We start from the raw sequence: 26,889 nt of genomic DNA, 5'->3' as shown, positions 1-26,889 counted from the left end.
CCCGGCGATTCGAGAAACCTACGCGGGGACCAGGGATTCCTGGTCGGCCGTCGCATTCGCCAGGTACATCAACTCGCGCAAGGCAACGGTAAACATGGCAAAGTCGCCCTGAGGAGCGGACTTCAGCTCCTTGGTCAGGCTTTCCCAGCGCTGAATCGTCTGGGTCATTCGGCTCGCCCAATTCTCCACCGCGCTGTCTACATCGAGACCATCGTCCCCGGCCAGGCGCAGGATATGGGTAACCAACCGCGCGAGCTGGTTATCCAGGTCGTCCATGCTGGTTTCCCTTGCCTGGGAGTGCCAGAAACTATCGGACGGCAGATCGATGATCTGGTTGCCGAACCAGTAAAGGCCCAGTCGGTCCGCCAGCGCGAAGTAGGTTTTGGCCACCTCTTCTACCGGTCGATCTGTGATGCGCGCAGTTTGAGAAATGCCCAGCGCGGAAAACAGATAGGTCGGCGACGCAGCCAGCATCGCAAGGTCTTTCGGCACGCTGGCTGACGTCAAGCCGTCATAGCGCGCATGCCACTCACGCAGCGGCTCGCCACTCAGCACCTCGGGCAAAGCGCGAATCACACGCTGAACAGGCTCCTGGAACAGCGCAATCTCATTTGCCGGGTCAAGCGCACCATGCCGATTGCGCACAAACCAGCGAGCAGCCCTGCGCACCCGCCCTACCATCGCGTTCATCAGCTGCAACTGCAAATCCGCCGGCACCTGATAGTCCAACTCGGCCACGCCATTCTGGAAATCAGACATGCGGTACACGTCCCGGGCGCTCACATAGGCGGCGACGATGGTATCGATTCCTGCACCGGTGGCACCGCTGATCCGGTCGAAGAAAGTAATCCCCATACTGTTGACCAATTCATTGGCCACCTGGGTAGAAACAATTTCTCGACGCAGCGGATGGTCGTATACCAGCGCTTGATAGCGAGACACCAGCGCGGGAGGAAATGCGGATTCCACCGCCTCCTGCACATAGTCGTTATCAATTATCTGCGCGTCCAGCAATTCCTCTTTCAGTTTGACCTTCACGTAGGAGATCAACACGGACAGTTCAGGGTGTGTGAGGTACTGCCCTTTACTCTGGCGCTCATTCAGCGTTTCGTTGTCCGGAATGAATTCCAACTGACGACGCAGGCGGCCCTCGGCTTCGAGGTTATTGATCGTGCGACGGAATTCGTCGAAGCGATCCCCAATCTGATAGGCCGCGACGCTGAGCGCACTGGTCTGGTCGTAGTTATTGTCCAGAACCAGCTCTGTGACAGAGTCGGTCATCTCTTCCAGCATGTGGTTGCGCTGTTTCTCGGTTAGATCGCCATTGGCCACCACCTTGTCCAGCAGGATCTTGATGTTGACCTCGTGATCCGAGCAATCCACACCGCCGGCATTATCGATAAAGTCGGTATTGCAGCGGCCACCGTTCAGGGAGAACTCTATGCGCCCACGCTGAGTCATGCCCAGGTTGCCGCCCTCCCCAAACACTTTACAGCGCAACTCATTGCCATTGACCCGCAGGTTATCGTTGGACTTGTCGCCCACCTGTTCATGGCTTTCTTGCTCACCTTTCACATAGGTGCCGATACCGCCGTTCCAGATCAGATCCACCGGGGCCTTGAGCATTGCACTGATCAGCTCATTGGGCGTGAGGCGATCCGCATCAATGGCAAACGCCTGCTGCATCTCCGGGGTGATTTTCACCGACTTGGCACGGCGCTCGAAAATACCGCCACCCTTGGAGATCAAGCTCAGGTTGTAGTCGCTCCAGCTCGAACGCGGCAGCTCAAACAGACGCTTGCGCTCATGGTAACTGCTCGACGCGTCGGGGTTCGGGTCGACAAAAATGTGCAGATGGTTGAAGGCGCCCTTCAAGCAGATGTGTTCGGACAGCAGCATACCGTTGCCAAATACATCGCCGGCCATATCGCCAACACCGATCACGGAGAAGTTTTCAGCCTGTACATTGACACCCATTTCCCGGAAATGTCGCTGTACCGAGACCCAGGCGCCGCGTGCGGTAATACCCATTTTTTTATGGTCATAACCGTTGCTACCACCGGAGGCAAAGGCATCCCCCAGCCAGAAGTCGTACTCGGCGGCAATACCGTTAGCGATATCGGAGAAGGTCGCTGTCCCCTTGTCGGCGGCGACAACCAGATAGGGGTCGTCCTCATCCCGGCGAATCACCCGGTCCGGCGGAATCACCTCGCCATTTTTCAGATTGTCGGTAACGTCCAGCAGCGCCCGGATAAATGTCTTGTAACTCTTGATGCCAGACTCGATAAAGGCTTCCCGGCTATTGTCTGCCGGAGGGCGGCGCACCACGAAGCCACCCTTGGCCCCGCTGGGCACAATGACCGCATTCTTTACGTTCTGCGCCTTTACCAGGCCCAACACTTCGGTGCGGAAATCTTCCAGCCGGTCGGACCAGCGCAAACCGCCACGGGCGACCTTGCCGCCGCGCAGATGCACACCTTCCACTTGTGGGGAATAGACGAAGATCTCAAACAGCGGGCGCGGCTCCGGAATATTCGGGATATCGCGCGGGCTGAACTTGATGGAAATGTAATCTTTCGGCTGATCGTTGGTGTCCAGCTGGAAAAAGTTGGTACGCAATGTCGCGCGGATCAGGTCGAGATAACGACGAATCACCTGGTCTTCGTTGAGGTTATCGACGCTGTCGAGACCATCGTGGATCTTCTTAATCAGACGCTCAACTCGGGTCTGATCCTGGCGCTCCGGAGAATTGATACGCGGATCAAACATCGCCCGGAACAGCGCCACCAGATTGCGGGTAATCTCCACATGATTCGCCAGGGTGGCCGCGATATAGGACTGGCTCGCACTGAACTTGGTCTGCTTCATGTACCGTGCATAAGCACGCAACATGGTGACCTCACGCCAGTTTAGGCGCGCCGCAAGCACCAGGCGATTGAACGCATCGCTCTCGGCTACGCCATCCCAGATCGCCGCAAATGCATCTTGGAACAGCGAGCGCGACGCTTGTGCATCAATACGGGTAGGCAGGCCGAATTCCAAATGGAATTCGTGCATCCACACATCCTGCTTCCCTCGGGGACGGATGGTATACGGGAACTCTCCCATCACCCGCAAGCCGAGATTCTCCAGTACAGGAATCACATCGGACAGGGTCAATCCCGAACCCACGTTGAAGACCTTAAAGCGCAGGCTACCGGGCTCCGCACCAACCGGCTGGTAGAAGCTCATCGCGACCCGATTGTCGTCGCTTAACTCCTGAATCGAGGTCACATCCTGGACCGCAATACGCGGCTCGAAGTCCTCGCGATAGCCCGCGGGGAAGGACTGGCCGTAGGTGCCGATCAAGCGGCTACCCTCTTCTTCCCCGTGGGTTTCAATCAGGGACCTATGAAATACATCTTCCCAGCTGCGGGTAATATCCACGATCTGCGCCTCCAGTCGCGCTACATCAATATCCAGGGGTAGATTCGGGTCGACGCGGAATACCAGATGTACCCGGGCCAGAATCGATTCGGAAAAGAAGGTTGTGAAGTCGGAATCCAGTGCATGAATCGTACGCGCGATGCGATCACTGATCTTCTCCCGCACCTCACTGCTGAACTGGTCGCGTGGGACGTACACCAGTGCGCTGACAAACTTTCCAAATGGGTCTTTGCGCATAAACAGGCGCAAGCGTGCGCGCTCATTCATCGCCAGCACGCCATGGCTGGTGTCGAACAGCTCCTTGGTATTGCTTTGGAACAGTTCATCCCGCGGGAAGGTATCCAGAATACGCTGCAGCGCCTTGCCGTCATGACTCGTCGGCGCGTGACCACTCTGCTCCATTACGGAGGCCAGTTTGCGACGCACAATTGGAATCTTGGACGGGCTCTCTGTGTAAACCGGCGAGGTATACAGACCCATAAATGCGGATTCGCCAATAACCTCACCGTTATCACCGTAGCGCTTGATACTGACATAGTCCGAGTAGGCCGCGCGGTGTACCCGCGACTTTACCGAGGACTTGGCAAAGGTGAGAAAGTTCGGCCCCTGGTAAAAACGCTGCTTGCCCTCGTTAAACGCATACTCCGGCGTCGGTTCCGCGGTCTCTTCCAGCTTTTTGAAAATGCCGAGGCGACGGTTCTCGACTTCCTGCAGTACTTTCTTATCCCCCTGCTGGGAGAATTCGTATTCGCGATAACCGAGGAAAGTGAAATTACCATCGCGCATCCACTGCAGAAATGCACTGGCCTCCGCCAGATTGGCCTCGTTATCCGCAACTCCAGCTTGCAACTGATCCTGCATGGCGGAACAGGTGTCCAGCATTGGCACATAGTCGTCGACCACCAGTTCCACGTCACCCAACACATCGTTCAGTGCCCGCGTCAGCTCCGAGGCGCGGGAAGCACTGGTATCGAGGTTAATCTCGATATAGATCAGCGCCTCATTGATGATGGTCGGGTCGAACTGGCGCTCCTCTTCCAGTAGTGGCGCCACAGGCAACAGCTGTTGCAGGCGACCGCTGTCGTCCCGTTGCAACTGCATAACGGTACTCTTGATGGAGTGAATGACGGTGTCACGCTGGTTAATTTCCATCCGCACCGAATCCACAAGAAACGGCATATCCCGCTGCAACACACACACCACAGTGTGGGAACACTCCCAGCCGTGGTCTTCCAGGCGTGGATTGAATACACGCACCTTCGGGCCGTCACCATCGCGCTGCTGAATAAAATCCCAGCAGGTATAAATACACCCATAGATATCGACCAGGCGTCGTCCCGCAAGATCTTCCAGGGGGTATTGGTTCAAATATTGCTCAGCAAAACTGATTACGGGTTCTGCCTTGTCCCCAAGCTTCTCGCGAATGATCTCGCTGACTTGCTCTAGCAGCTCTTCCCGGTTATCGGTGATGACCGTCGCCATATTCACGTACGTCCTCCCATCACGGCGCAAACGCATTGCGCCCGTATAATTCGCCATCGCAAGCGAACCCACACTGCACGTGGAGCCCGCCGTGTCCTCATTGCCGAAAATTCATCCGATTGCGCCACAATTCAAGTTGCAGCGGAGTAAGTTGAACAATCCGACAGAATAATTGTCTACTTTGCAGCCTGAGAACCGGGGTAAGCCCTGTAACAGTTGCCTCTGAGCACACTGCCGTTAAAATCGTCCTACCCGCATTTCTCGAGCGAGTGGCTATATATAAGAGGGCACCTCAAAAAGCATAGATAGCCACCGCTCTGCGGCAGCGTATTGAAACAGGAAATTGGCAAAAGAAGTGACGATATGGACACACGCCAGCAGATAAAAATTCTGGGTGATTGGCTGGAGCAGCAGATTATTGGCCAAGAGACTTTGGTCAATCGAATTCTCATAGGATTACTGGCCGATGGTCACCTTTTGGTCGAAGGCGCACCGGGTCTCGCCAAGACAAAAGCGATTAAAACACTGGCCGATGGCATCGAAGGCGACTTCCATCGGGTCCAGTTTACGCCGGACCTTTTGCCCTCCGATATTACCGGCACCGACATCTACCGACCGGAAACTGGCGAATTCCATTTTCAGCCCGGCCCCGTGTTCCACAACCTGATTCTCGCTGACGAAATCAACCGCGCGCCAGCCAAAGTACAGTCTGCACTGCTGGAAGCGATGGCGGAACGCCAGATCAGTGTCGGCCGTAAAACCTATACCCTGCCCGACCTGTTTTTGGTCATGGCTACGCAGAACCCTATCGAGCAAGAAGGCACCTACCCCCTGCCGGAGGCGCAGCTCGACCGCTTCCTGATGCAGGTAAACCTCAGTTACCCCGATGCGGAAGCCGAGACCAAAATTCTTAAACTGGCACGGGAAGAAGCGAGCCACGGTGAAGGTCACCCGAAAACGGTAATTTCCCAGGAAACCCTGTTTAAGGCCCGCCAGGAAATCCTCGACCTGACCATGGTCGAAGCTGTGGAAACCTATATCGTGCAGCTGATCATCGCCACCCGTGAGCCCCATCGCTATGACGATGAGCTGGCCAGCTGGCTCGATTTCGGCGCCAGCCCGCGCGCTACCATTGCGCTCGACCGCTGCGCACGCGCCTACGCGTGGCTCGCCGGGCGGGATTACGTGACCCCCGATGATGTCATGGCCATTGCACCGGATGTGTTGCGTCACCGCTTGCTGCTCAGCTTTGAAGCGGAAGCCGCCGGGGCGAGTGCCGACCGCGTGATCCGCCGCCTGTTGCAACTGGTCCCGGCAATCTAGGTTTAGATAGTGGTCGAATCACTCAACCACCGTGAACTAGAGCTTTCTGGTGCCTACCCGGAAGTGGCGCCACTGATACGCCTGCGCCATATCGCCCGCCAATTGCGCCTGTTCAAACCTCGGGTTAACCGCAGCGATCAGTCCGGTAATCTGCTTACCCGCTATCGCGGGCGGGGTATGAACTTTGAAGAAGTGCGCTATTACCAGCCGGGCGACGATGTACGCTCTATTGATTGGCGGGTAACTGCGCGCACCGGGAAAACCCATACCAAGCTCTTCCAGGAAGAACGCGAGCGCCCGGTGGTCATCCTGCTGGACCTGCGCTCGCCCATGTTTTTTGGCAGCCAGAATGCTTTTAAATCCGTGGCCGCCTGCAGTATTGCTTCTGCCCTGTGCTGGGCCGGGCTGCAGCATGGCGACCGCATTGGCGCCCTGATTTTTTCGGATCAGGGCGTCAATACCGTCCGCCCGCGCCGCAGTCACCACGCAGTACTCGCCGCCATTCACGGAATGGTCGATTCTGCCACCAGCCTCGATAGCCCTATCGCTGCAGACGGCAGTCAGCCACTCAGCGCCTTATTGGAAGAAGCCCGCAGGGTCGCACGCCCCGGCAGCGCCGTGTTCTTGATCAGCGATTGCCACGACTTGGATGCGAGCTGCGAACAGTCCCTATACCTACTTACGCGCCACGCAGACCTTCAGATACTGCGCGTCAGCGATCCTCTGGAACAACAACTTCCGGATCAGGCCGTGACCATCAGTGACGGCCGGCAGCGCACCTTTCTTGGAAAAGGCAAACAAGCCTTAAAGCAGCAGTTTGCACGCCATCAGCACCAGATTCGGGAAAACGCTGCACAGCTTTGCCGCCGGCTACACCTGCCGCTGCTGGATTTCGACAACACCCAGCCGGTGGTGCCGAAGTTACTCAGTACCTATGGTGACCGCCAGCCCGCACCGGGCCGGAGGCACGCATGACACTCTTGAGCGCCAGCGCTAAACAAGCGGCGCCACCGCCCCCGGCTATCGATCAACCGCCAAACCAGCCACCGGTCATGACACCGGAGATGCAACAGCTGCTCGGCCAACTGAAAGATATTCACGAGCCAACTCCTATCGGATGGTGGCCGCTGGCACCGGGCTGGTGGATGCTTGCTGCCGCACTCATCGCCCTGCTGTTTGGCGCCATTTGGCTGTTTTCCTATCTCCGTCGTAAACGTCAGGAAAAACAGTATCGCGTAGAGGGCGAGCGCCTATTGCAGGCACTGGATCTAGATCAGCCGCGCGCCGTCGAATCGATCAACTTACTGCTGAAACGCGTGGCAGTCGTTACCTTTGGGCGCGCCTTGTCTGGCCCCCTTACCGGCCAACACTGGATCGAATTTCTTGAATCCACTGCCGCAGCACCAATGCCAGAAACCGCGCGTCGCGCATTACTGGAAAGCCTGTATAGCGCGAAAGACGCATCTAATGACGACCTGAAAGAATTACGCGGCTACGCAATTCAGTGGGTCAGGAAACATCAGCGTGCAGAGTCGACCCCCGGGATAGCACCAATTCAACAAGGCACAGCGGGAGCGAACAATGTTTGAGTTTGCACTCCCCTGGGTTTTCCTGCTGCTACCGCTACCGCTGCTTGCGCACAAGCTACTACCCAAAAGCGAACCGCTCAGTAGCGCACTGAAGGTACCCTACTACGAACAGTTGCCGAGAAAGAGCGGCGGTTCCGCGGGTAACCGCTGGAATTTATTGATGCTTTGGTTACTGTGGCTACTGCTGCTCGCGGCAGCAGCCCGGCCTCAGTGGTATGGCGAACCCATCACCCAAACCACCAGCGCGCGCGACCTGCTAATCGCCGTGGACATTTCCGGAAGCATGGAAACCCCGGACATGATCCTCAACGGTAACCCGGCAATGCGTATCAGCGCGGTAAAAAACGTGGTGGGCGACTTCGTATTGCGCAGGAAAGGAGATCGCCTCGGCCTGGTTCTCTTTGGTACCCGCGCCTATTTGCAGGCTCCCCTCACCTTTGACCGCCAAACCGTAGACACCCTGCTGAACGAGGCCCAAATTGGTTTTGCTGGTCAGGGCACTGCAATTGGGGATGCCATCGGCCTCTCCGTAAAGCGCCTCACCCAGCGACCCGCAGATCAGCGGGTATTGATCCTTTTAACCGATGGTGCCAACACCGCGGGCAAAGTAGCCCCACTAAAAGCGGCGGAACTCGCCAAACAGGCAGGCGTCAAGGTATACACCATTGGTGTCGGCGCGGAAGAGATGGTGCAACCCGGACTTCTCGGCTCACGGTTTGGTGCCCGCCGGGTAAATCCATCCCGGGACCTCGATAGTGAAACCTTGCAGGCAATCGCCGACAAAACCGGGGGCAAATACTTCCGCGCGCATAACCCGCAGGAGCTTGTGCAAATCTATGAGGAGCTGGACCGACTCGAACCAGTGGAACAGGAAGCGGAAACCTATCGTCCGCTGAAGTCTCTTTACGTGTGGCCACTGAGCCTCGCCCTTCTGCTCGCGCTTATCTGGTCCAGCCTGCCATTTATAGGCAACTGGATCACGGAGCTACAGGCTCGCAATCGAAATGGTCAAGGAGCGGGCAGCGGCGCTCACAATCATGGGGGGCAAACGCAGTGAATATGCTCGGTAGCTTCCTCGCAGACATCGATCAATTTCATTTTATCCGCGCAAGTCTACTGTGGCTGATTATTCCCACAGCACTGATTTGCTGGGCGTTAGCCCGCACAGTTTTCGCCAGCGGTAAACTGCAGAAGATTATCGACCCCAACCTGCTCCCCCACCTCCTATTGCGCGGTGGCGAAAAGCGCCCTTGGCTATTCACCCTGATTTTCGCGCTGTTGACCTGTGCGATTGTCGCACTCGCTGGCCCCTCCTGGCGCAAACTACCCACGCCGGTATTCAGCAATCAGGATGCTGTCGTCATCCTGTTGGACCTATCCCCGTCCATGATGGCTACCGACCTCTCGCCGAACCGCCTGACGCGCGCGCGCCTTAAGATTCTCGATATTCTCAACCAACGCGAAGATGGTTTAACCGCGCTGGTCGCCTACGCGGGCGAGGCACATATAGTGACGCCGCTAACCGACGACACTGCAACCATTGCCAACCTGGTGCCATCCCTGTCCCCCAGGATCATGCCTGTGCCTGGCAGCAATATTGAAATGGCCGTGGAGCTGGGATTGAGACTGCTAAAGGATGGCGCCGGTGGCCAGGGCCGACTGCTCGCGGTGACCGACGGCATTGATAAAGCCGCCATTTCCACGGTGAAAAACGAGGTCAACAGCAGCAATGCCTCACTTTCAATCCTCGCCGTCGGCAGTGGCGAAGGCAGCCCCATCCCAAAATCAACCGGCAGCGGTTTTGTAACCGATGACAGCGGCTCAATCATTATTGCCAATTTCGACCGCGCGGAATTGCAGAGACTGGCGCAGAGCACCGGCGGCGAATTTGCGCAGATAACTGTGGACGATAGTGACATTGCCCGGGTGCTGCCCGAAATCACGACACCGCAGCAGGCCGAACTTACCGAGCGAGAATTCGACCAGTGGAATGAAGAAGGCCCGTGGCTGGTATTACTGCTACTGCCCTTTGCCCTCCTGTTATTCCGCAAAGGGACGCTAGCCAGCCTCTTGCCGCTGAGCCTTCCATTTGTACTGGCAGTGAACACTCAAGAAGCCAGTGCACAGACCAGCAGCCTGTGGCAGACACCCAACCAACAGGGCCAAGAGCTGCTCAAGGAAGGTGATCCGAAAGCCGCAGCAGAGAAATTTGAAAATCCGCAGTGGCGCGGCACCGCCGAATATCGCGCCCGTGAATTCGATGCCGCTGCCAAGAGCTTTTCGCAAAGTAATGATCCGCAAGCCCTCTACAACCTTGGCAATAGCCTCACCCAGCAAGGTCGCTTTGACGAAGCCATTTCAGCGTACGACGGCGCGCTAGAGCAAAACCCGGAATTTGCTGACGCGAGCCACAATCGGGATATCGCGAAGAAACTGAAAGAACTGCAGGAAAAGCAACAGCAAAACCAGCAGTCGCAACAAGGCGACCAACAACAACAGCAAAACCAGCAACAAGATCAACAACAGAACCAGCAATCGCAATCTCAATCTGAGCAGGACCAGCAGCAAAGCGATTCGGACCAATCTTCGCAGGATCAGCAGTACCAGGATCAGCAGCAGGCTGGCGAACAGGATCAGCAGCAGAATAGCGAGCAAGAAGAGCAAGATTCGTCAGAGCAGGAACAGCAGGCAGAGAGCCAGCAACAAGACGAGCAAGGCAACGAAAGCGAGCAGGAACAGCAAGCCAACGCACAACCTCAAGAAAGCGACAGCCCGCTTGACCCTGAAACCCAGCAGGCACTGGATCAATGGCTGCGCCAGATACCCGACGATCCCGCTGGCCTAATGCGTGAAAAATTCAAATACGAAAGCCTACAGCGCCGGCGCGCCTATCGCGCCGGTGAGTGGGAGCCCCCGGAAAACGGAGCCACCCAGAGATGGTAACCCTCTTTAAGGCGATATCTACCAAGATGATCGACCAGATGTCTGTGATCAAAGACCTGAAGGCACAGCTAGCCCAGGGGCTGACTGCCCTACTTCTGCTCACCATAGCTTGTGTGGCCAATGCTCAGGATCTCACAGCTTCCGTCGACCGTAACGAACTCGCCATCAACGAAACGTTCACCCTTACCTTGCGCTACAGCGGTAAACAAAGCGGTGGCCAACCGGACTTCAACCTTCTGGAACAGGACTTCGAAGTCCTCTCACGCCAGCAGTCCAATCAATACCGGGTAATCAACGGTCGAGCCGAAAGCTTCGTAGAATGGACCGTAATCCTCGCCCCGCTCAAGGAAGGCAAGCTATTTGTGCCATCCCTGCACCTGCACGGTGAAGTGTCCGATGCCATCCCCATCACCGTAAATCAGGCAGGGCAAGCCCCAGCAGGCCAAAACCGCAAAGCCTTTCTGGAAGTGGAAACCAACAAAGAAAAAATCTTTGTTCAGGAACAACTACTGGTAAAGGTCCGCCTATACACCACCGTAGGCCTCCACGATATCGCAACCGACCCGTTACAGATCCCCGGCGCCCACGTCGAAAAAGTTGATGAACAGCGGTTCGAGCGCAGAATCGATGGTGTCGGCCATGCTGTCTACGAACTTACCTACGCCGTATTCCCGGAGAGCTCCGGCGAGCTGCAAATACCATCACTGAACTACGTTGCCGTCACTGGCAGAAGAGACCCCTTCTCGCTGTTTAACCGGAACGCACAACGTATTCGCCTGCGCTCCGAAGCAAAAACCATACAGGTTGAGCCCAAACCCGATAGCTATAGCGGTAGCCACTGGCTTCCTACGGCCGGCCTTGGGCTTGTACAGAGCTGGTCCAAGGACCCGGAGGAGTTCAAGGTGGGTGAGCCGATTACTCGCATCATCACCCTACGAGCGGAAGGGCTTCGCGCAGCACAATTCCCTCCACTTCCGAAACTGAACATTGAGGGACTTAAAACCTATCCAGATCAACCCCAGCAACAAGATCAATCAGGCACAAACGGCATTACAGGTAGCCGTATCGAAACTACCGCGATTGTTGCCACCAAGCCCGGAAGTTTTCGACTACCTGCAATAACGATAACTTGGTGGGATACCAAAACTGGACGTCAGCGTGCTACCCAGTTACCTGCGTTCCGGTTTAATGTCACGGGCCCTTCAAACCTAAATAAATCTAGGGTTGAAACACCACGTACAGAAAACGCTCAAACCATAAATTCCAAAAGGGTGGAACCAGGGTTTTGGCAAAAAATTGCGATTGCCGCAATCGCCTCACACCTAATCTGGCTGATTTATCTTTTTCACCAAAAAAGGACATCAATTAGCCAGTCGAGCAACGGTCGAGATAGGAACAAACAAACGCCCGTGGTACCGACTAACTTAAACCAGCTAATTGACAGTGGAAGCCCGCAAGAAATTATATTTGCATTACGAGATTGGACAAGTGAGCATTGGCCACAAACCAGCTCACTAAATTTGACGGATATAGCAAACAGAACAGGGGGTGAGGAAATCATCCAGTTCGTAAAACTATTAAATGAGGCAGCTTATAAAGAGCCACCAAAACCTTTAAATAGACAGCAATTAAAAATCTTGGTGAACCTCTTAATTAGCAAACAAAAAAATGGCATTGCTGCGACAAAAGCATACCTTGCCCCCCTATACAGGGGGAAATGACGCATGCCGAAAAACAACTAATTACAACAAACAATCAGCTCAGTGAATCCACCATCATACACGTTCAGGTTTAGATGAACGCTTTTGGTACACCCAATCAACTATATCTTCCTGAGGGGTATATCCACTTACAGTTTCCTTGAGAATTTGCCTTACACGATCGTAGTCATCTTTCTCAACGGCGTCCGCAAGCTTGCTCAAAACAACTTTGAACAAGTCCCAAGGCAAACTTTCCTCATTTGCACACATAATCATCGGGTGGTCCGTTGGGCTAACATCGTCGCCAATAAGAAGTTCCTCGTATAGCTTTTCACCCGGACGCAGACCTGTGAATTCAATCGCAATATCGCCTCCAGGTGCCTTGTCACCGCTTACACTAAGTCCGCTCAAATGGATCATTTTTTCTGCGAGATCGACAATCTTAACCGGATCCCCCATATCCAACACAAAAACATCACCGCCCTGCCCCATAGCTCCAGCCTGAATCACTAACTGTGCAGCCTCCGGAATCGTCATGAAATAGCGCGTGATGTTTGGGTGAGTTACCGTTACAGGGCCACCACGTTTTATTTGTTGATGGAACCGTGGAATTACGGAACCGGAAGAGCCCAATACATTACCAAAACGAACCATTGTGAAACGCGTTTTATTGACATGATGTATTGCCTCCTTTTTATCACCATACAATACAGGAGCAGTCTCTGTACTCAAGGCTTGCAACACCATTTCCGCGAGGCGTTTAGTCCCCCCCATGACATTTGTCGGGCGGACCGCTTTGTCGGTAGAGATCAGCACAAAATTATCGACTCCGGCCATTACCGCTGCTTCAGCTGCGTGCAGCGAACCCCAAACATTGTTCAGCACACCTTCAGCAATATTATGCTCAACCATCGGCACATGTTTATAAGCCGCAGCATGGTAAACCGTATTGACATTCCATGTGCGCATCAAATCGACCAATTTGACTGGATTGCGGACAGAACCCAGAATTGGAATCAAGCGCAATTTAAGGGCCTCTCGGCGAACTCTCTGTTCAAGTTCGGCATGAATGTTGTATAAGTTGTATTCACTATGTTCGAACAATAAAAGCGTAGTAGGACCAGTAGCTACAATCTGTCGACAAAGCTCCGAACCAATCGAGCCACCAGCGCCAGTAACCATCACTACTTTGCCGCGAATACAGCGCTCAAAAAGAACAGGTTGCGGAGGCACAATGTCACGACCAAGTAGATCCGCGATATCAACCTCCTGTACATCTTCCACTTTGACACGTCCGCTAGCCAAATCCATAAAGCCCGGGACACTACGAACGTGTATCGAAAAGTCTTCAAGTAATTCGAGAATCTCTCTCCTACGAGCACGGGGAGCCGAAGGAATTGCCAAAAGAATTTCTTGTGCACCGGTATCTTCAATCATTTGCTGGATATGCTTAGGCTTGTAAACCTTCAATCCAGCAATAACCCGGTTAGAGATACCAATATCGTCATCGATAAAAGCAACGGGGCGTATATCACGACCTAAGCGTAACGCAGCTACCAGCTGATTGCCCGCTGCACCTGCGCCATAAATGGCTACCCTTGGCAATCGATCTTCGCGACGAACAAACGGAACTCGTGCAGTGGTTTCATACCAGCTACCCGTAAAATACTGGCGCATAGCCAGTCGAAGACCGCCCAATAAAACAAGACTCAACCACCAATATATAAATACAAGAGAACGAGGCACTACCAGTGGGGAATCTCTGTGCCAGTACACCAGCAACGCCAAAATAAGCGCAGATAGAGAAACAGCCTTAAAGATCGCTATCAACGCGTCCTTACCAAAATATCGCATAACCGCGCGATACATCCCCAGCTTGATAAAAATCGGGATTGCAATAACTGGAGCTGACATGAACAACCACACATGGCCAGCAAGCGGATTGACAAGGTCATCCAAACCTAAGCGCACAACAAATGAAAGCCATAGCGCCAGCCAAACTAACACTATATCTACACCAACCTGCAATAGACGCTTATTTCGGCGTGACAACCCTACCAGCCAAACCCGTAGACTTTCCATTACCCCGTCTCTCCACATAAAACTAAAACGATTGAATTGCAAACCACATACAGCTCAGCTCAAACGTCAACAGGAAGAATCAGCTTCACGACTTCCAGCATTAAACTTTACCGCAAAAAAAGCCAACGGCAGATACGCAAGGATCAAACCAAGCAAGCCATCTAAACTTTTTAATCCGACCATATACGCTATAGGAAACAACCAAAAAACATTAATCACTACGACAGAATACGTCACTGTAGAGTGCTTCCCAAATATTCGTGCAGCGTGTTGATATGCATGAGACCGATGCGCCTCATAAACTTTGTCACCACGAAAAAAACGGAAAATTAGCGTCCAAGTGGCATCCACCACAAACACACCCAACAAAATTAACCAACTCCAGAATAGTTGTGGCGCAACCCATGCAACCTGAAGAGACAGAACCCCCAAGGAGATACCAAGAAACCCACTACCAGCGTCACCCATAAATATCTTAGCCGGCGGACAATTCCAAAAAAAGAAGCCCACCACTGCGGCAGCCAAAACAACAGGAACAAGCCAACTCAAAGAATAGTCAGAATTAGGAGATCCAACTACCCAATACAACAAGGCCCCGCCAACACATACACAAATCGCTTCTACGCTGGCAATCCCGTCTATTCCGTCCATAAAATTGTACAGGTTAAGCAACCAAACCAAATAAATAGCTCCCAAGATTTGACCAAGCCACGCCAATTTGAATTCAACACCAAACATATATAATGGAGGCATGCCGCCTATGAGGAACAAGGCCCAGAAAGCAGCCACAAAGTGCCCCAATAAACGCCACCGAGCCGGGACGTGACCATGATCATCCCAGAAACCAATAATCGCAACCATTAGGCCTGCGCCTAAAAGTGCCCATGTATTTCCCCAAGATAAAACGTCAATACAGGCCAGTAGCGGTAACACACCGGAAAAAACAAAAACAATCGCTACCCCCCCCCCTCTAGGAGTCGCCACCGAATGTGAACTACGTGAATTCGGTATATCCATCAAGCTACGAGACAGTGCATAGCGACGCAACGCGCCTGTAGCAAAAAACGAAACGCCGACAACTACAGCCAGCAACCACCAAATCGTCATATTTTACTTTCCATATAATTCAGAAAGACATATCAAATTAAGTGTGAATCCCACATATGATACCCACATACCGATCAGACCTTCTCTTAGCATTGCCAATGAAAATCGACAACATTTTAGGCCCCTTGCAAACTTTCCCTATAAGGCGCATTGAATTAACTGAGAGTATTTTTATTAATAAAGCGCTTGCCTGTCTCAACCAGTGCTTCTTCCGCACCCAACAAAGGCTTCCAGCCAAGCAGCGTTTCCGCCTTGGAAGAATCAATCTGTAGAGAACGACAAAGTTGAATATAGAGCGACTTTTTACCAAGCAATTTAGCACCCATCTTCAACAATACATCAGGTACAGGTATCAAAATACTCTTTTTACCCATGCCACGCGAAAGAAGCCTAACGATATCCGTTGTGGATACATCACTCCCATCAGACACCAAAAAAAGTTCATTTTTGGCAGCCGGATGTTCGATGCAAAGTGAAATAAAGGCAATCAAATTTTCAAGCGAAACAATACTTCTCTGGTTATTTAAGCTTCCGAACGGCAGAGGAAAACCAGTAGCGACTACCCTAAGAAGTCGAGAAAAGTTTCCAGGTGCATCAGCAGCATATACCAACGGAGGGCGAATAATAACAAGTTCAGTCTCCGCACCAGAAAAAAGGCTCTTTAACTCTTCTTCTGCCTCAAACTTGGAAATAGCATAGTCTGCATGAGGCATTGGCTCGCTATACTCAGCAAAGGGATACAACGAGGATTCCGCCCCATTTACACCAACAGAACTTACAAAAACAAACCGTCGCACGCGTGACTTAATCGCCGCACGTGCAAGTCGCAAACTAGCATGAACGTTAACTCTTCTGAAGACCTCCAAAGGATCTCGCGCATCATCATTTAACACATGTGCGCGCCCAGCCAGGTGCACAACGCAATCAACACCCTCACAAGCGACATGTATATTTTCCGACTTTTCCAAATCTAAGTTGATAAGATTCACATTCTCTATAGCAACGTGCCTTTTCCGAACTATACCGTGAACCTCGAATGACCGCGAAACCAAATATTGACAAAGCGCTCTACCTATAAAACCACTTGCCCCTGAAACCAGTACCTTATCCATATAAAAACCTAACCACCCATAGCTTCATTCAAGCACGCAATGGCACATACAAAATTCCGCACGTCGAGACACTACGCAATTTACAAATCGCACCTATATACATCAACGGAAGTTTTAATGTTTAGATGGGCAGCTATGACTAAATGGCCTAGCAAGCCTGTCGCGCTCCAACTTATGAACAAGCCAGAGGCTCACCAAGTGAAGCGCACCACAGATCTTGACAAAGTCGCTTCCCCACCCCTACCACATCGACATCCGAGACACGACACCTCAGGAAAAGTTTCGCCAAGACCGCCCCTAAAAATTCCTTTATACAACCGCAAATGCTTTTAACACAAGATTCATAGTTCAAAACAGTTTCTGAAAAGGTTTTGAACAGAAACATCGAGCAATATGACACAACACACCCACACCTTCGCTAGCCAATACTGCCTAAGACAAACACATACTTGGCTCCGCAACCAAGGATGTAAACAGAAAGATACGGAGATCCATGGCAGGCACTATTGGAAGCTGTCCCGACAACAGCTCCAATGAACAATAGATAAGCGAAGCCTCTATAACATCTTCATTCAAGAGCTCTAGATCCGAGCAAACATCACCCTCGATCGCGACACATTGTCTAGAAACACCATCAAACGACCGGCAGACTCTCTTCTGACAAAATTTTGTCAAAATATGCAATTGTTTTTTGCAGGCCGCTATCCAACATAATTCTGGGCTGCCAATCGAGTAGCGCGTGGGCTTTACTGATATCTGGCTGTCGCTGCTGCGGATCATCTTGGGGAAGTGGTTTAAAAATCAAATTGGAAGAAGATCCTGTCAACTCCAACACCCGCTCGGCAAGCTGTCTAATCGTAAACTCATTGGGATTGCCAAGATTTAATGGGCCGGTCACATTATCATCCGTTGACATCAACTGAACGAAACCTTCTACCAAATCATCTACATAGCAAAAACTTCGTGTTTGCTGCCCTTCCCCATAGATTGTAATATCTTCACCTTTCAAGGCTTGAACGATAAAATTACTCACCACGCGACCATCATTCGGATGCATTCTTGGTCCGTAGGTATTGAAAATCCTTGCCACCTTTATTAGCAAACCATGCTGACGGTGATAATCAAAAAACAGAGTCTCAGCACAGCGCTTCCCTTCGTCGTAGCAAGAACGAATTCCAACAGGATTAACCTTACCCCAATAACTTTCTGGCTGGGGATGAACCTCCGGATCGCCATATACTTCACTAGTTGACGCCTGAAAGATCTTCGCGTTTACACGTTTTGCCAAACCAAGCATGTTAATGGCACCATGCACACTTGTTTTCAGTGTTTGGACAGGGTCATGCTGATAATGTATTGGTGACGCGGGACAAGCAAGGTTATATATCTCATCGACTTCCACGTACAATGGAAAGGTGACATCGTGCCGAATTAACTCGAAATATGGATTAGGTAACAAGTGTGCAATATTGCGCTTCGCTCCTGTAAAGAAATTATCTACGCAAAGCACTTCGTTCCCAGCGTCCAAAAGTTTTTCGCACAAGTGCGACCCCAAGAATCCAGCCCCACCCGTCACCAGTACTTTTTTCATTTTACAAACCTTTTTTTAATATTCGAAAATAAATCGCACCCAACGCATGGGTTAACGTAAATAAAATTGCCCGGGCTCTCCCCGTGCCAGGGTATTCACGGTGGACCATAAACATACGCTCAAGCATGTAGGTTTTGGAACCAGAAATTTGTCCTGGAACCTTTCGATAGCTAAGCAATGGATAGGCTAGCTTTATGCTGTCACCCACAGTCTCATGAATCCTCAACCAACAGTGGTAATCTTCTACCGCCTTATAGCGCGCATCCTCATTAAAAGGAAAATCTAAAAACAAATTCCGGCACCCAATAACACTTGATGTTGGAATACGCCCTTTAACCTGTTGCCTACTAAAACTGACGACCTCAACACCTACTTTACCAGGGTCAACAAAAGTCAAAGTAGATTCGTCCGAAAAGTCACTCATTTGCGTACAGCTGAACCGAACTTGGGACCGAAGCATTGCGGCCAGTTGCAATTCAAGCTTCATTGGATGCCAGATATCATCTGCATCTAGAAAAGCAACCCACTCCCCTCTTGCCTGTTGTACCCCTATATTCCTTGGAGCTGCTGGTGCACCATTGTTTTTCTCTAATGCAACCAACCTGATCCTTGAATCTAAACTCGCATATGCACTAACAACATCACGGGTGTCATCGCTGGAACAGTCATCAATGACAATTAGCTCCCACTTTGAGTAAGTCTGCTGTAGAACAGCATCTATAGTCCGACCTATCAATTGCCCGGCATTATATGACGGCGTAACAATTGAGACTAACCCGTTTTCTACCACACTCAACCTCTATCTCCTCTAGGCAATCGAGACCTAAACCCATCAATCCACCGAAGCCCTACTCTTCTCTCAACATTAAGTGGCTGGAGCATTGGCCTATCAATTTGATAGTCCGCTAATTCACCCCAATTCTTTAACCGTAGGGCTTCAATCACGCGATCCTCCCCCACAGTATCCTGAGCGTACGTAGCATCATCTGCTTTAAGCTCACCAGAAACCAACATCGAGACAAGCCGCTGGGGATCACCGCCCTCGAAATAGCTGTACCGAGTCGTTTCTACTGCCCTCACATACTCCACAAACTGAGCAAAACGATGTGATCGAAGATATAGAAAACGGAGCGTTTTGCGCACTACAGTTTCTGGATCTAAGTCAATATGGGCTGACGGGCTTCTCAACTCATCCCTACTACGAAAAACACGAACAAAACCAGCAGCTTGATATGTAGAGGGACCCAAGCAGATTACCTGCTTCCCACAAACACCAGCCTCCACAGCCGAGCTCCCACCGTTTAGTACGACCACATCTGCCTGTTGAATCAAGTCATATGTACTCGCCTTCTCCTCACTGGAGATACAATAGATCCCCTTTTCTTTCGTCCATTTTTTATAGCGCTGTAAAGACCGATCACCAACGGCCCTCCCAATACTTTCAGCCCAGTTCGGATGACAACGAACCACTACCTGATTAGGTTCTATTGAGAATTCCTTGAATAGATCATCGAGCGCCTGCGTATTATCTTCCCATTCACATTTCCACTCATCATGACCAGCAAACTCATTTTTGCTACTAGGCAAAACCAAAACTTTCACTCCCTTAGGCTGCAATGGCCACGGAGCAGGTTCCGGGTTTTGATTGTAAAGTCGCCATTCGAGCGAGTTTCGCTGCAGAAAACGCTCGCCCGCAAGCTTTCCCGCTATGCGAGCCTGAGCATGTGTCAGCGGTTTGTCGTCAAATTGTTCGACCATCTCACTAAGAGCTTTCAGTGAAAGGCAATTAGCATTAGGGACAAGCTGCAGGCCATCGCCGAACCATGTACGTTCATGAGTAACGAAGGGAATACCGGCTTGCTCGCACGCATGAGTTACAGCTCTAGTCAGATCCATCCGCCCATTGAAACATATAACAGCATCTAAATTTTTGCTTTGAATCCAAGATAGTGCGCTCTCAAAAGTAGCATCGACAGGTTCATACAAACTCTCCCGCGTAGCCACGACATCTGGATCATCCCACTCCGCCTCAGATTCAGTCCGATTCAGAGTGCATGAACTTGATAACGTCAAACCATCCAAAACAGCACGATCTAAACTTTGTGCTGATTTTGATATCGACGTAATAGACCCAAATGGATAGCTTCGGACACCACCTAGTATACATTTTGTGCACTCGCTTAACTTACTAGTTCCCTTAATTGCTCTCGGGTAACAATTGGAAACCGATGCATCACAAGTCAGAGCATGTATCTCGCAGCCAGCCCTCTCTAATAAGGTCGAAAGGTAGTATAGGTGCTCAACGTGCGGCCTAAAGGAAAATAAATTTGCAAAACCAACTTTCATTAGCAAGACCTCAAATCCGACAACTCAAAATGCTTCGCAGGTTTTCTAAATACAACCCTGAGAGATATTGCGATGAATCTCAAAGCAATGATTTGAGCGAACGATAACACTAGAAAAGGAAAGCTCATAAAATCGAGGACAAAAAGTAGCGGAGAAACAACCAGAATAGAGTACATAGAAATATACCCAGCCAGGCGAGTAATACTGCTGGGCTTGGAAACATACAAATACTTAACCAATGCAGAAATGACACCCAGAAAAATAGCACCGGGAAAGATACTTATAACTCCATACTGATACCATAGGGCGCCAGGTAATGAAGGAAACCGGCCAGCTAAGAACCAAGAGCTATCAGGAGCACTTGCCAATCCCAACTTATTCAAAAGGTTCATCGCATGAAGGAAAACAATTACCTTATCCTCATGCACACTGTCAATTATTGCTGCAGTAGTAGAATAACTGTGAGTGAGATAGCTACCCGCCAATACAGGGATCGCTGAGAATGAAGCCCAAGAATTATCATTCAGAAAATCCCTGTACCAAGAATCGAACTCCAACCCCAAATATGGCAAGAAATTATTTACATACTCAACGGCATCCATGTTGCTAGCAGATGCTCGCTCATAAAATACATAAAGCGTATACATTGCAGAGATTCCCACCAGGAACACAATTAATGTACGCACGAAATAGCTACGAATAAATAATTTTAATTGCCACCCACCTTGCGATGAAATGGCAGCAAAAATAAGAACCGCGAGTAACAATATATTTGAGCGCCCACCCGCAATCAAAGAATTAACCAATACCAATGCGAAGACACAAAACAATGAGATAAATCTAAATTTCTGGCTCAATTTAGCTTTAACACTTACCGCAAGTATGCCAGCCACAAAATAGCCACTAGAAAATAGATAACCCAACACGCTATATACTGAGGATACACCTCCACCCCTAGCTTCCCCCAGCTTCCTCCACTCTTGCCGGGCAAATGCAATCCCTTTAGAGTAGTCAACACCTTGTACGATTATCCTGTCATAAACAAGGAACGCAGTACCGCACACGGATAGTAGAAGAGCTATAGCAATCAACCCCTTTGCTTCAGCAATATCGGCAGTTCCCCATCGGGGCACATTTCCAATGTTGAAGACAGCATGTGTCGCCAAATATCCTAGCGATACAAATGCAACGAATAAAAACTGCAAGAGAAAGGCCTCCCCAGCCGCGGGATAGACCGAGTGAACTGGTAAAGCTAGTATTGCAAACCAGTAAACAAACCATACGATTACAAAGTGCTTTATCATCGCAACTCCTACCCTCGCTTAATTAAATGTGCGGAGACCAAAACTCATCAAGAACACCACGCTTCTAGTATGGTTATACTGGCAGAACAATTGCGGTCTTTAACAATAAGCGCGAACTCCAATATCCCATCTTTGATCACGCCACGTGGCACTTTAACGTCAAGCGATCCAGCCCCTGCACTCACCTTCAATACATCACCGAACAAAGATAGGTTCAAAGGCTCAGACGCAAAGTAACGAATACCGAGAACATTTTGTGAGGATCCTTCCAACTTGAGCACTGCATGAAAAGGAACATCATAATTGGCTTTAACACCGGCAGGGATACCGTCATGAGCAGGCCTTAGCAGCCCTGAGAGAACATAAGGAAAATCCAGCACTTGACTTCCATCAATTGCGCTTTTGGGGTTCCAATCCAATCTACTTCCGATTTTTTTAGCAGGCACACCCCCGACGACGGTATATGGAGGGACATCCTGGGTAACAACCGCATTTGCACCAACAATAGATCCTTTCCCAACAGTAACCCCTGGACAAACAACAGAGTTCACGCCTAACCAACAGTCGTCTTGAATCCATACGGGTTCATCGAGATTGGCTCTATTCTCTAGACGGGCAATACTCCGCTCCTGCTCTCTAATCGGCAAATGAGGAGAAAACCTAAAAGGGTGTGTGCCTGATGAGACAAAAACATTTGGCGCGAATATACAGCCGAATCCAACACGAACACTTCCATTGATTGTACATCTACGCTGAATCGATGTGCCCTCACCTATGTACAAAGCTGTTACTGTCTCCATTTCCACATCACTGGAGATCCAAACATTCTTACCGATACCAATCCTACCTTCGCCTATGACACCGAACTTACACCTCGCTCCAACTTTAGATCCCTTGCCGAACCTAAAGCCTGACGTTACGCCACTCAACTGCGTCGACGGGAAAATCCGGACCCCTTTTAAGATATACCTAAAGGTTGTCCAATAACGCCAAATGAAAGTAGAACGTAGATGACGCAACGCGAACAAGGGGTTACCTCCTGGAAAGTAACGCAGTTACAAAGACTGCGACATAGCTAAACACTGTCAAGCAAACCAAAAGAGTCGCCAAGTTTGTGACTTGTAAGCCATTTGGAATTAGCGCCCAGTTGAAGCCGAACCAACCAGCACTTACAGAAAAAACAACAAACAAATTCACAAACAACAAACGCTTCTCAAGTCCGACCACGACCAAATAGCTTGACCAAAAATCGGAAACGCGCAATATACCCACACATAGAAAGAAGCTTAACAAGGTTGTTGAATCTTCATAATCCGGATAATAATTTGCTATTAAGATCTCAATGATCACAATGGCGGGCCAAGCCGCCACTGTCCCAAGACTCAAAAGTAAAAATGATGCAATAGCTGCCGTTCGAAAACAGATCCCCTTTCCGCTCTTAGCGAAATTTCGTGCCATCAAAGGAAACACAGAGGTATTAACAATCGCCTGTAACGATTGTGCAACCAAGAGCAAAATCCAAGCAAAAGTGTACTGGGCAAATACCGCACTAGACAGAAAACTCGCTGCTAACCATCTATCAATATTCAAAACAAGAAAACTGACAACCATAACAGCAAACAGTGCTATAGCACTTCGCCATGGGACAGATCCAAGCCGACTGAGCGCCAGCTTGAACACAGCTTGGAAACCAGCTAGCGAGCTTCCGGGCACTCGCAAAAGTATTTTCACTGATAAAGCGAGAGAAACCAACGCTTCTACCAACAAGACTAACTTTGCAGCATCAAAAGTAACTGCCACTAAACCAGCTAAAACAATTACCAGAACGGCACGAACCAGCTGCTGGCCTGAATAACGAAGAGTCTCACCTCTACTACGACTTTCAACGGTGACCAACAAGAACAATTGTTGTCCCATACCATGCAAGATGCTTATCGCTATCACTTCACGGTCTAAACTAGCGAACTCAAAACCAGCAACAGATAAGACTAAACCCAGAACAGCACAAATTGACGCAACGATAATACATTGCGCTAAAAGAATATTCGCAGCCATATTGCGACCACGCATAAACTGCTTCGGCATTTCGCGCTGCAGCAGTGACTGCAACCCAATACAACCAAGCATGCAAAAGGTGCTCGAGATCAGCAATCCCGCCCCATAATAAGCAAACTCTTGCACATCCAAAAAATGCGCCATCAGCAAAGGGCGGAGCATCATTATACCCATTGCCAACCCTAGGCAAGGGACATACCAAACCTGCTTAAAACCGTTTCCGTCATGCGACTTAATGGAAATCGGTCGATTTTGAATTAACAGCCTACTCACTTTATTAAGCGCAGAGATTCTTCTGGACGCCTATCATGCATCGCACCATAGTCAAAGAGAGCGAACTGCAGCTGCAGTATTAACCTCGCCTGTCGAGTTGGCGTGAGACCCTTGTGTATGCAAAGAGTATTCTCCGCGAATCCGACACCGGCAGAACCACATATTTCTTGAATGTCACCCCCGGCATATTGCTCTTCTACCTCACGATCAGTATATCTCCTTATACTCCACTTATCAGAAAAACGAGATTTTGGTGGACGGGTATGAGACCCCTTTACGCACATATGGGCCCCATCACCAGGCTCAACATCGGTCAAATAAAAAAAGAATTTAAAAAAGCGAAAATCATCAACGTCACGGTGGTATAAGTGCGCATGCCGGTCTTTATCTGAGTCAAGCGCGTCGACAGGAAAAGTCCACCATAAATTAGCACCAACAAAAGTTGGAACCGAGCCTAAATAATCACTCGCAACGCCCCGAATTACAGGATCATTTATTAGTTGCTGTATCTCAGGACAATCACGCGCAGCATTAAAGTACTGAGCAACAAGAATCGGCTTCTCTAGTTTTGATTCGGCATCAGAACGCGTATCAAGGGTAAAACCGCATGCAGGGTTTCTGTCCGCATAGCACACCGCATTAGTGGCGTAACTTCTAATACCATCAACTACATCACTAGGAAGTTTCAGCCCAAACGCGACTCCAGCCTGATTCAAATCGCGAACCATTCTTTCGCTATCCAAATCTTTGAAGACTGTTGATTCAAAGCGCAACTTACAATCTTGACGATACTCAGAGCGCTTTCTGGCATTCACCAAGCCGTGCGCCCAACTCACCACATTTCGAACAAGCTCAAATCTGGCCACCCATCGCATCAATGTATAGCCAGGCTGCAGGTGTAAACCACGAAAAATCCGCCTTACGCGGTTTAACTTCACCCTGACTGTTGGCCATGGAACCCAGAAAAACTTTGCATCATTCATTTTAGAACGTCCCAAGAGACAGGCGTACCCATTGACACGTCCCTACTGACGCTCATCCCAAGAACTTTGTCGATAAATTTTGGCGCCAAACCAAAACCTGGCCGAACACTTCTAACTACGTCTTTAGTAATTTTCTCACCCGCGATCAAGTCCCTTACAAAATACAGCGAGCGACGAAACTGCACATTACCTTGCTCACTTGATTTACGCCCATAGTTCACCGACCCGAGTGCACTCCAAGCAGTTTTACTATCTCGGCAAAGCGCGGCGAGCTCTTCAGGCTCAAGAGAAAAACTATCGTCAGGCCCACCACCGTTTCGATCAAGTGTGAAATGCTTTTCAATAATCGACGCCCCCAAGACCACGCTAGCTATTGCAGTTGTGTTATCTAGTGTGTGATCTGACAGACCAGTTACCAAACCATATCGCTGAGACATATCAGTTAATGTTCTAAGATTGTAGTCTTCTGCAGGCGCTGGATAGCCACTCACACAAAGGAGAACAGCAAGCTCTCGGCACCCCCCTTCTCTCGCCGCCGAAATAGCCTCTTGGATCTCATCAGCATCAGCCATCCCTGTCGAGATAATCATTGGCTTGCCCGTGCCAGCCACGTACTTTATCAACCCCAAATCAACCGCCTCAAATGAAGCAATTTTATAGGCTGGCGCACCGAGGTCCTCCAGTAGATCTACTGCTGTATGGTCAAAAGGAGAACTAAACATCGTGATGTCCAACTCTCTTGCTCGTTGGAACAGTGGAGCATGCCAATCCCAAGGCATATGCGCTTCTTGATACAACTCATAAAGACTACGACCATCCCAAAGCCCTCCCCGAACTAGGAAATCGTTAGAGTCACAGTTGAGTGTAATGGTATCTGGGCGATATGTTTGAAGCTTGATTGCGTCAGCACCTGCACGCTTGGCCTCGGCTACAATCTCAAGCGCTGTTTCCAGGCGACCATTATGGTTTGCTGACAATTCCGCAATAATATACGGTGCATTTTCACTCGAAATAGGACGCCCCGAAATTTCAATAATTGGAGTATTTTTAGTCACTTTCTTCTCCACATTGAATCATATTCCATTCATTACTCAACAGTCCGAAACACACCACTGAGTGATACTTATGTCCATCAAAGTACTGATCCACTAGAACACCTTCCTGTCGAAAGCCAAGTTTAAGATGGAAATTAATTGATCGTTGATTATAAGATAGTACTTGCCCGCATACTTTTCGGAAATTCAACCCTTTAAAGGCATAATCAAGAACAGTCTTCCCAAGCCGCTTCCCTGTTCCTTTTGGGGCATTGGGAGCGGTATAGAAGCCCCAATCTACGACATCACTATTTCGAATCCGATCGAAATTAATAAACCCTAAAGAGATATCATTCTTCTCAAAAATCAATAATTTTTTATCAGGGTTATTAGAGTTGGCCTCAAACCATTTTGTATGGTCGAGAAAACTAATTTCTTCCTGAGAGTACATGAAGCGGCGAACCTCTATATGATTACGCCACTGTAACACCATGCGTAGATCATCCCTCTTCATTCTACGGACTATATTATTGCTCACA

The 26,889-nt window shown here is 50.2% G+C and carries 19 protein-coding genes; 6 read left to right on the top strand and 13 right to left on the bottom strand.

The window, feature by feature from the left end; genetic code table 11:
- Positions 1 to 18: 18 nt before the first annotated feature.
- Positions 19 to 4,908, bottom strand: a complete 4,890-nt coding sequence (locus Mag101_RS07595) for an NAD-glutamate dehydrogenase (protein ID WP_077403015.1) — start codon at positions 4,906 to 4,908, stop codon at positions 19 to 21.
- 363 nt (positions 4,909 to 5,271) lie between these two features.
- On the opposite strand from Mag101_RS07595, the gene Mag101_RS07590 reads away from it, so the two are divergent.
- Genes Mag101_RS07590 through Mag101_RS07565 form a run of 6 tightly spaced genes read left to right on the top strand, consistent with a single transcriptional unit; the run spans position 5,272 to position 12,484 of the window.
- The gene (locus Mag101_RS07590; protein WP_077403011.1) at positions 5,272 to 6,231 is read left to right on the top strand and encodes an AAA family ATPase; all 960 of its coding nucleotides are present in this window, start codon (positions 5,272 to 5,274) and stop codon (positions 6,229 to 6,231) included.
- 9 nt (positions 6,232 to 6,240) lie between these two features.
- Positions 6,241 to 7,206 carry a DUF58 domain-containing protein gene (locus Mag101_RS07585; protein ID WP_077403008.1) on the top strand — a complete coding sequence of 322 codons (966 nt, stop codon included), beginning with the start codon at positions 6,241 to 6,243 and terminating at the stop codon, positions 7,204 to 7,206.
- Positions 7,203 to 7,820, top strand: a complete 618-nt coding sequence (locus Mag101_RS07580) for a DUF4381 domain-containing protein (RefSeq protein ID WP_077403005.1) — start codon at positions 7,203 to 7,205, stop codon at positions 7,818 to 7,820. The genes Mag101_RS07585 and Mag101_RS07580 overlap by 4 nt, the downstream gene beginning before the upstream one ends.
- Positions 7,813 to 8,877 (top strand): vWA domain-containing protein, encoded by a 1,065-nt coding sequence (locus tag Mag101_RS07575; RefSeq protein WP_077403002.1) that lies wholly within the window; start codon positions 7,813 to 7,815, stop codon positions 8,875 to 8,877. The genes Mag101_RS07580 and Mag101_RS07575 overlap by 8 nt, the downstream gene beginning before the upstream one ends.
- A 2-nt stretch (positions 8,878 to 8,879) precedes the next feature.
- Positions 8,880 to 10,763: a VWA domain-containing protein gene (locus Mag101_RS07570; protein WP_232325201.1), complete on the top strand. Its 1,884-nt coding sequence runs from the start codon at positions 8,880 to 8,882 to the stop codon at positions 10,761 to 10,763.
- 26 nt (positions 10,764 to 10,789) lie between these two features.
- On the top strand, positions 10,790 to 12,484 hold the full coding sequence (locus tag Mag101_RS07565) for a BatD family protein (protein WP_232325176.1): 1,695 nt from the start codon (positions 10,790 to 10,792) through the stop codon (positions 12,482 to 12,484).
- 54 nt (positions 12,485 to 12,538) lie between these two features.
- Here the strand turns inward: Mag101_RS07565 and Mag101_RS07560 are convergent, their stop codons facing one another.
- The 12 genes from Mag101_RS07560 to pseH form a co-directional block, all read right to left on the bottom strand.
- Positions 12,539 to 14,545 carry a polysaccharide biosynthesis protein gene (locus Mag101_RS07560; protein ID WP_077402993.1) on the bottom strand — a complete coding sequence of 669 codons (2,007 nt, stop codon included), beginning with the start codon at positions 14,543 to 14,545 and terminating at the stop codon, positions 12,539 to 12,541.
- A gap of 66 nt (positions 14,546 to 14,611) precedes the next feature.
- The gene (locus Mag101_RS07555) at positions 14,612 to 15,652 is read right to left on the bottom strand and encodes an MraY family glycosyltransferase (protein ID WP_077402990.1); all 1,041 of its coding nucleotides are present in this window, start codon (positions 15,650 to 15,652) and stop codon (positions 14,612 to 14,614) included.
- Between the two features lie 155 nt (positions 15,653 to 15,807).
- Positions 15,808 to 16,764, bottom strand: coding sequence for an NAD-dependent epimerase/dehydratase family protein (locus Mag101_RS07550; protein ID WP_077402987.1), 957 nt, complete (start codon positions 16,762 to 16,764; stop codon positions 15,808 to 15,810).
- 634 nt (positions 16,765 to 17,398) lie between these two features.
- A complete protein-coding gene (locus Mag101_RS07545) occupies positions 17,399 to 18,355 on the bottom strand; it encodes a UDP-glucuronic acid decarboxylase family protein (protein ID WP_077402984.1) in 957 nt (318 codons plus the stop codon).
- Between the two features lies 1 nt (position 18,356).
- A complete protein-coding gene (locus Mag101_RS07540) occupies positions 18,357 to 19,145 on the bottom strand; it encodes a glycosyltransferase family 2 protein (protein WP_232325200.1) in 789 nt (262 codons plus the stop codon).
- A gap of 2 nt (positions 19,146 to 19,147) precedes the next feature.
- Complete coding sequence (locus Mag101_RS07535) at positions 19,148 to 20,341, bottom strand: hypothetical protein (protein ID WP_198040129.1); 1,194 nt, start codon at positions 20,339 to 20,341, stop codon at positions 19,148 to 19,150.
- A gap of 359 nt (positions 20,342 to 20,700) precedes the next feature.
- Positions 20,701 to 22,005 (bottom strand): hypothetical protein, encoded by a 1,305-nt coding sequence (locus Mag101_RS07530; RefSeq protein ID WP_077402975.1) that lies wholly within the window; start codon positions 22,003 to 22,005, stop codon positions 20,701 to 20,703.
- A gap of 47 nt (positions 22,006 to 22,052) precedes the next feature.
- On the bottom strand, positions 22,053 to 22,805 hold the full coding sequence (locus Mag101_RS07525) for an acyltransferase (RefSeq protein ID WP_157520249.1): 753 nt from the start codon (positions 22,803 to 22,805) through the stop codon (positions 22,053 to 22,055).
- Between the two features lie 232 nt (positions 22,806 to 23,037).
- Entirely contained in the window at positions 23,038 to 24,234 is a 1,197-nt protein-coding gene (locus Mag101_RS07520) for a lipopolysaccharide biosynthesis protein (protein ID WP_077402970.1), read from the bottom strand.
- A 95-nt stretch (positions 24,235 to 24,329) separates the two neighbouring features.
- Complete coding sequence (locus Mag101_RS07515; RefSeq protein ID WP_198040128.1) at positions 24,330 to 25,316, bottom strand: hypothetical protein; 987 nt, start codon at positions 25,314 to 25,316, stop codon at positions 24,330 to 24,332.
- Entirely contained in the window at positions 25,313 to 26,371 is a 1,059-nt protein-coding gene (gene pseI / locus Mag101_RS07510) for a pseudaminic acid synthase (RefSeq protein ID WP_198040127.1), read from the bottom strand. The genes Mag101_RS07515 and pseI overlap by 4 nt, the downstream gene beginning before the upstream one ends.
- Complete coding sequence (gene pseH, locus Mag101_RS07505; RefSeq protein ID WP_198040126.1) at positions 26,364 to 26,888, bottom strand: UDP-4-amino-4,6-dideoxy-N-acetyl-beta-L-altrosamine N-acetyltransferase; 525 nt, start codon at positions 26,886 to 26,888, stop codon at positions 26,364 to 26,366. The genes pseI and pseH overlap by 8 nt, the downstream gene beginning before the upstream one ends.
- Between the last annotated feature and the right edge of the window lies 1 nt (position 26,889).

The organism is Microbulbifer agarilyticus (assembly GCF_001999945.1).
Lineage (GTDB): Bacteria > Pseudomonadota > Gammaproteobacteria > Pseudomonadales > Cellvibrionaceae > Microbulbifer > Microbulbifer agarilyticus_A.
This window is presented reverse-complemented; position numbering and strand designations above follow the sequence as displayed.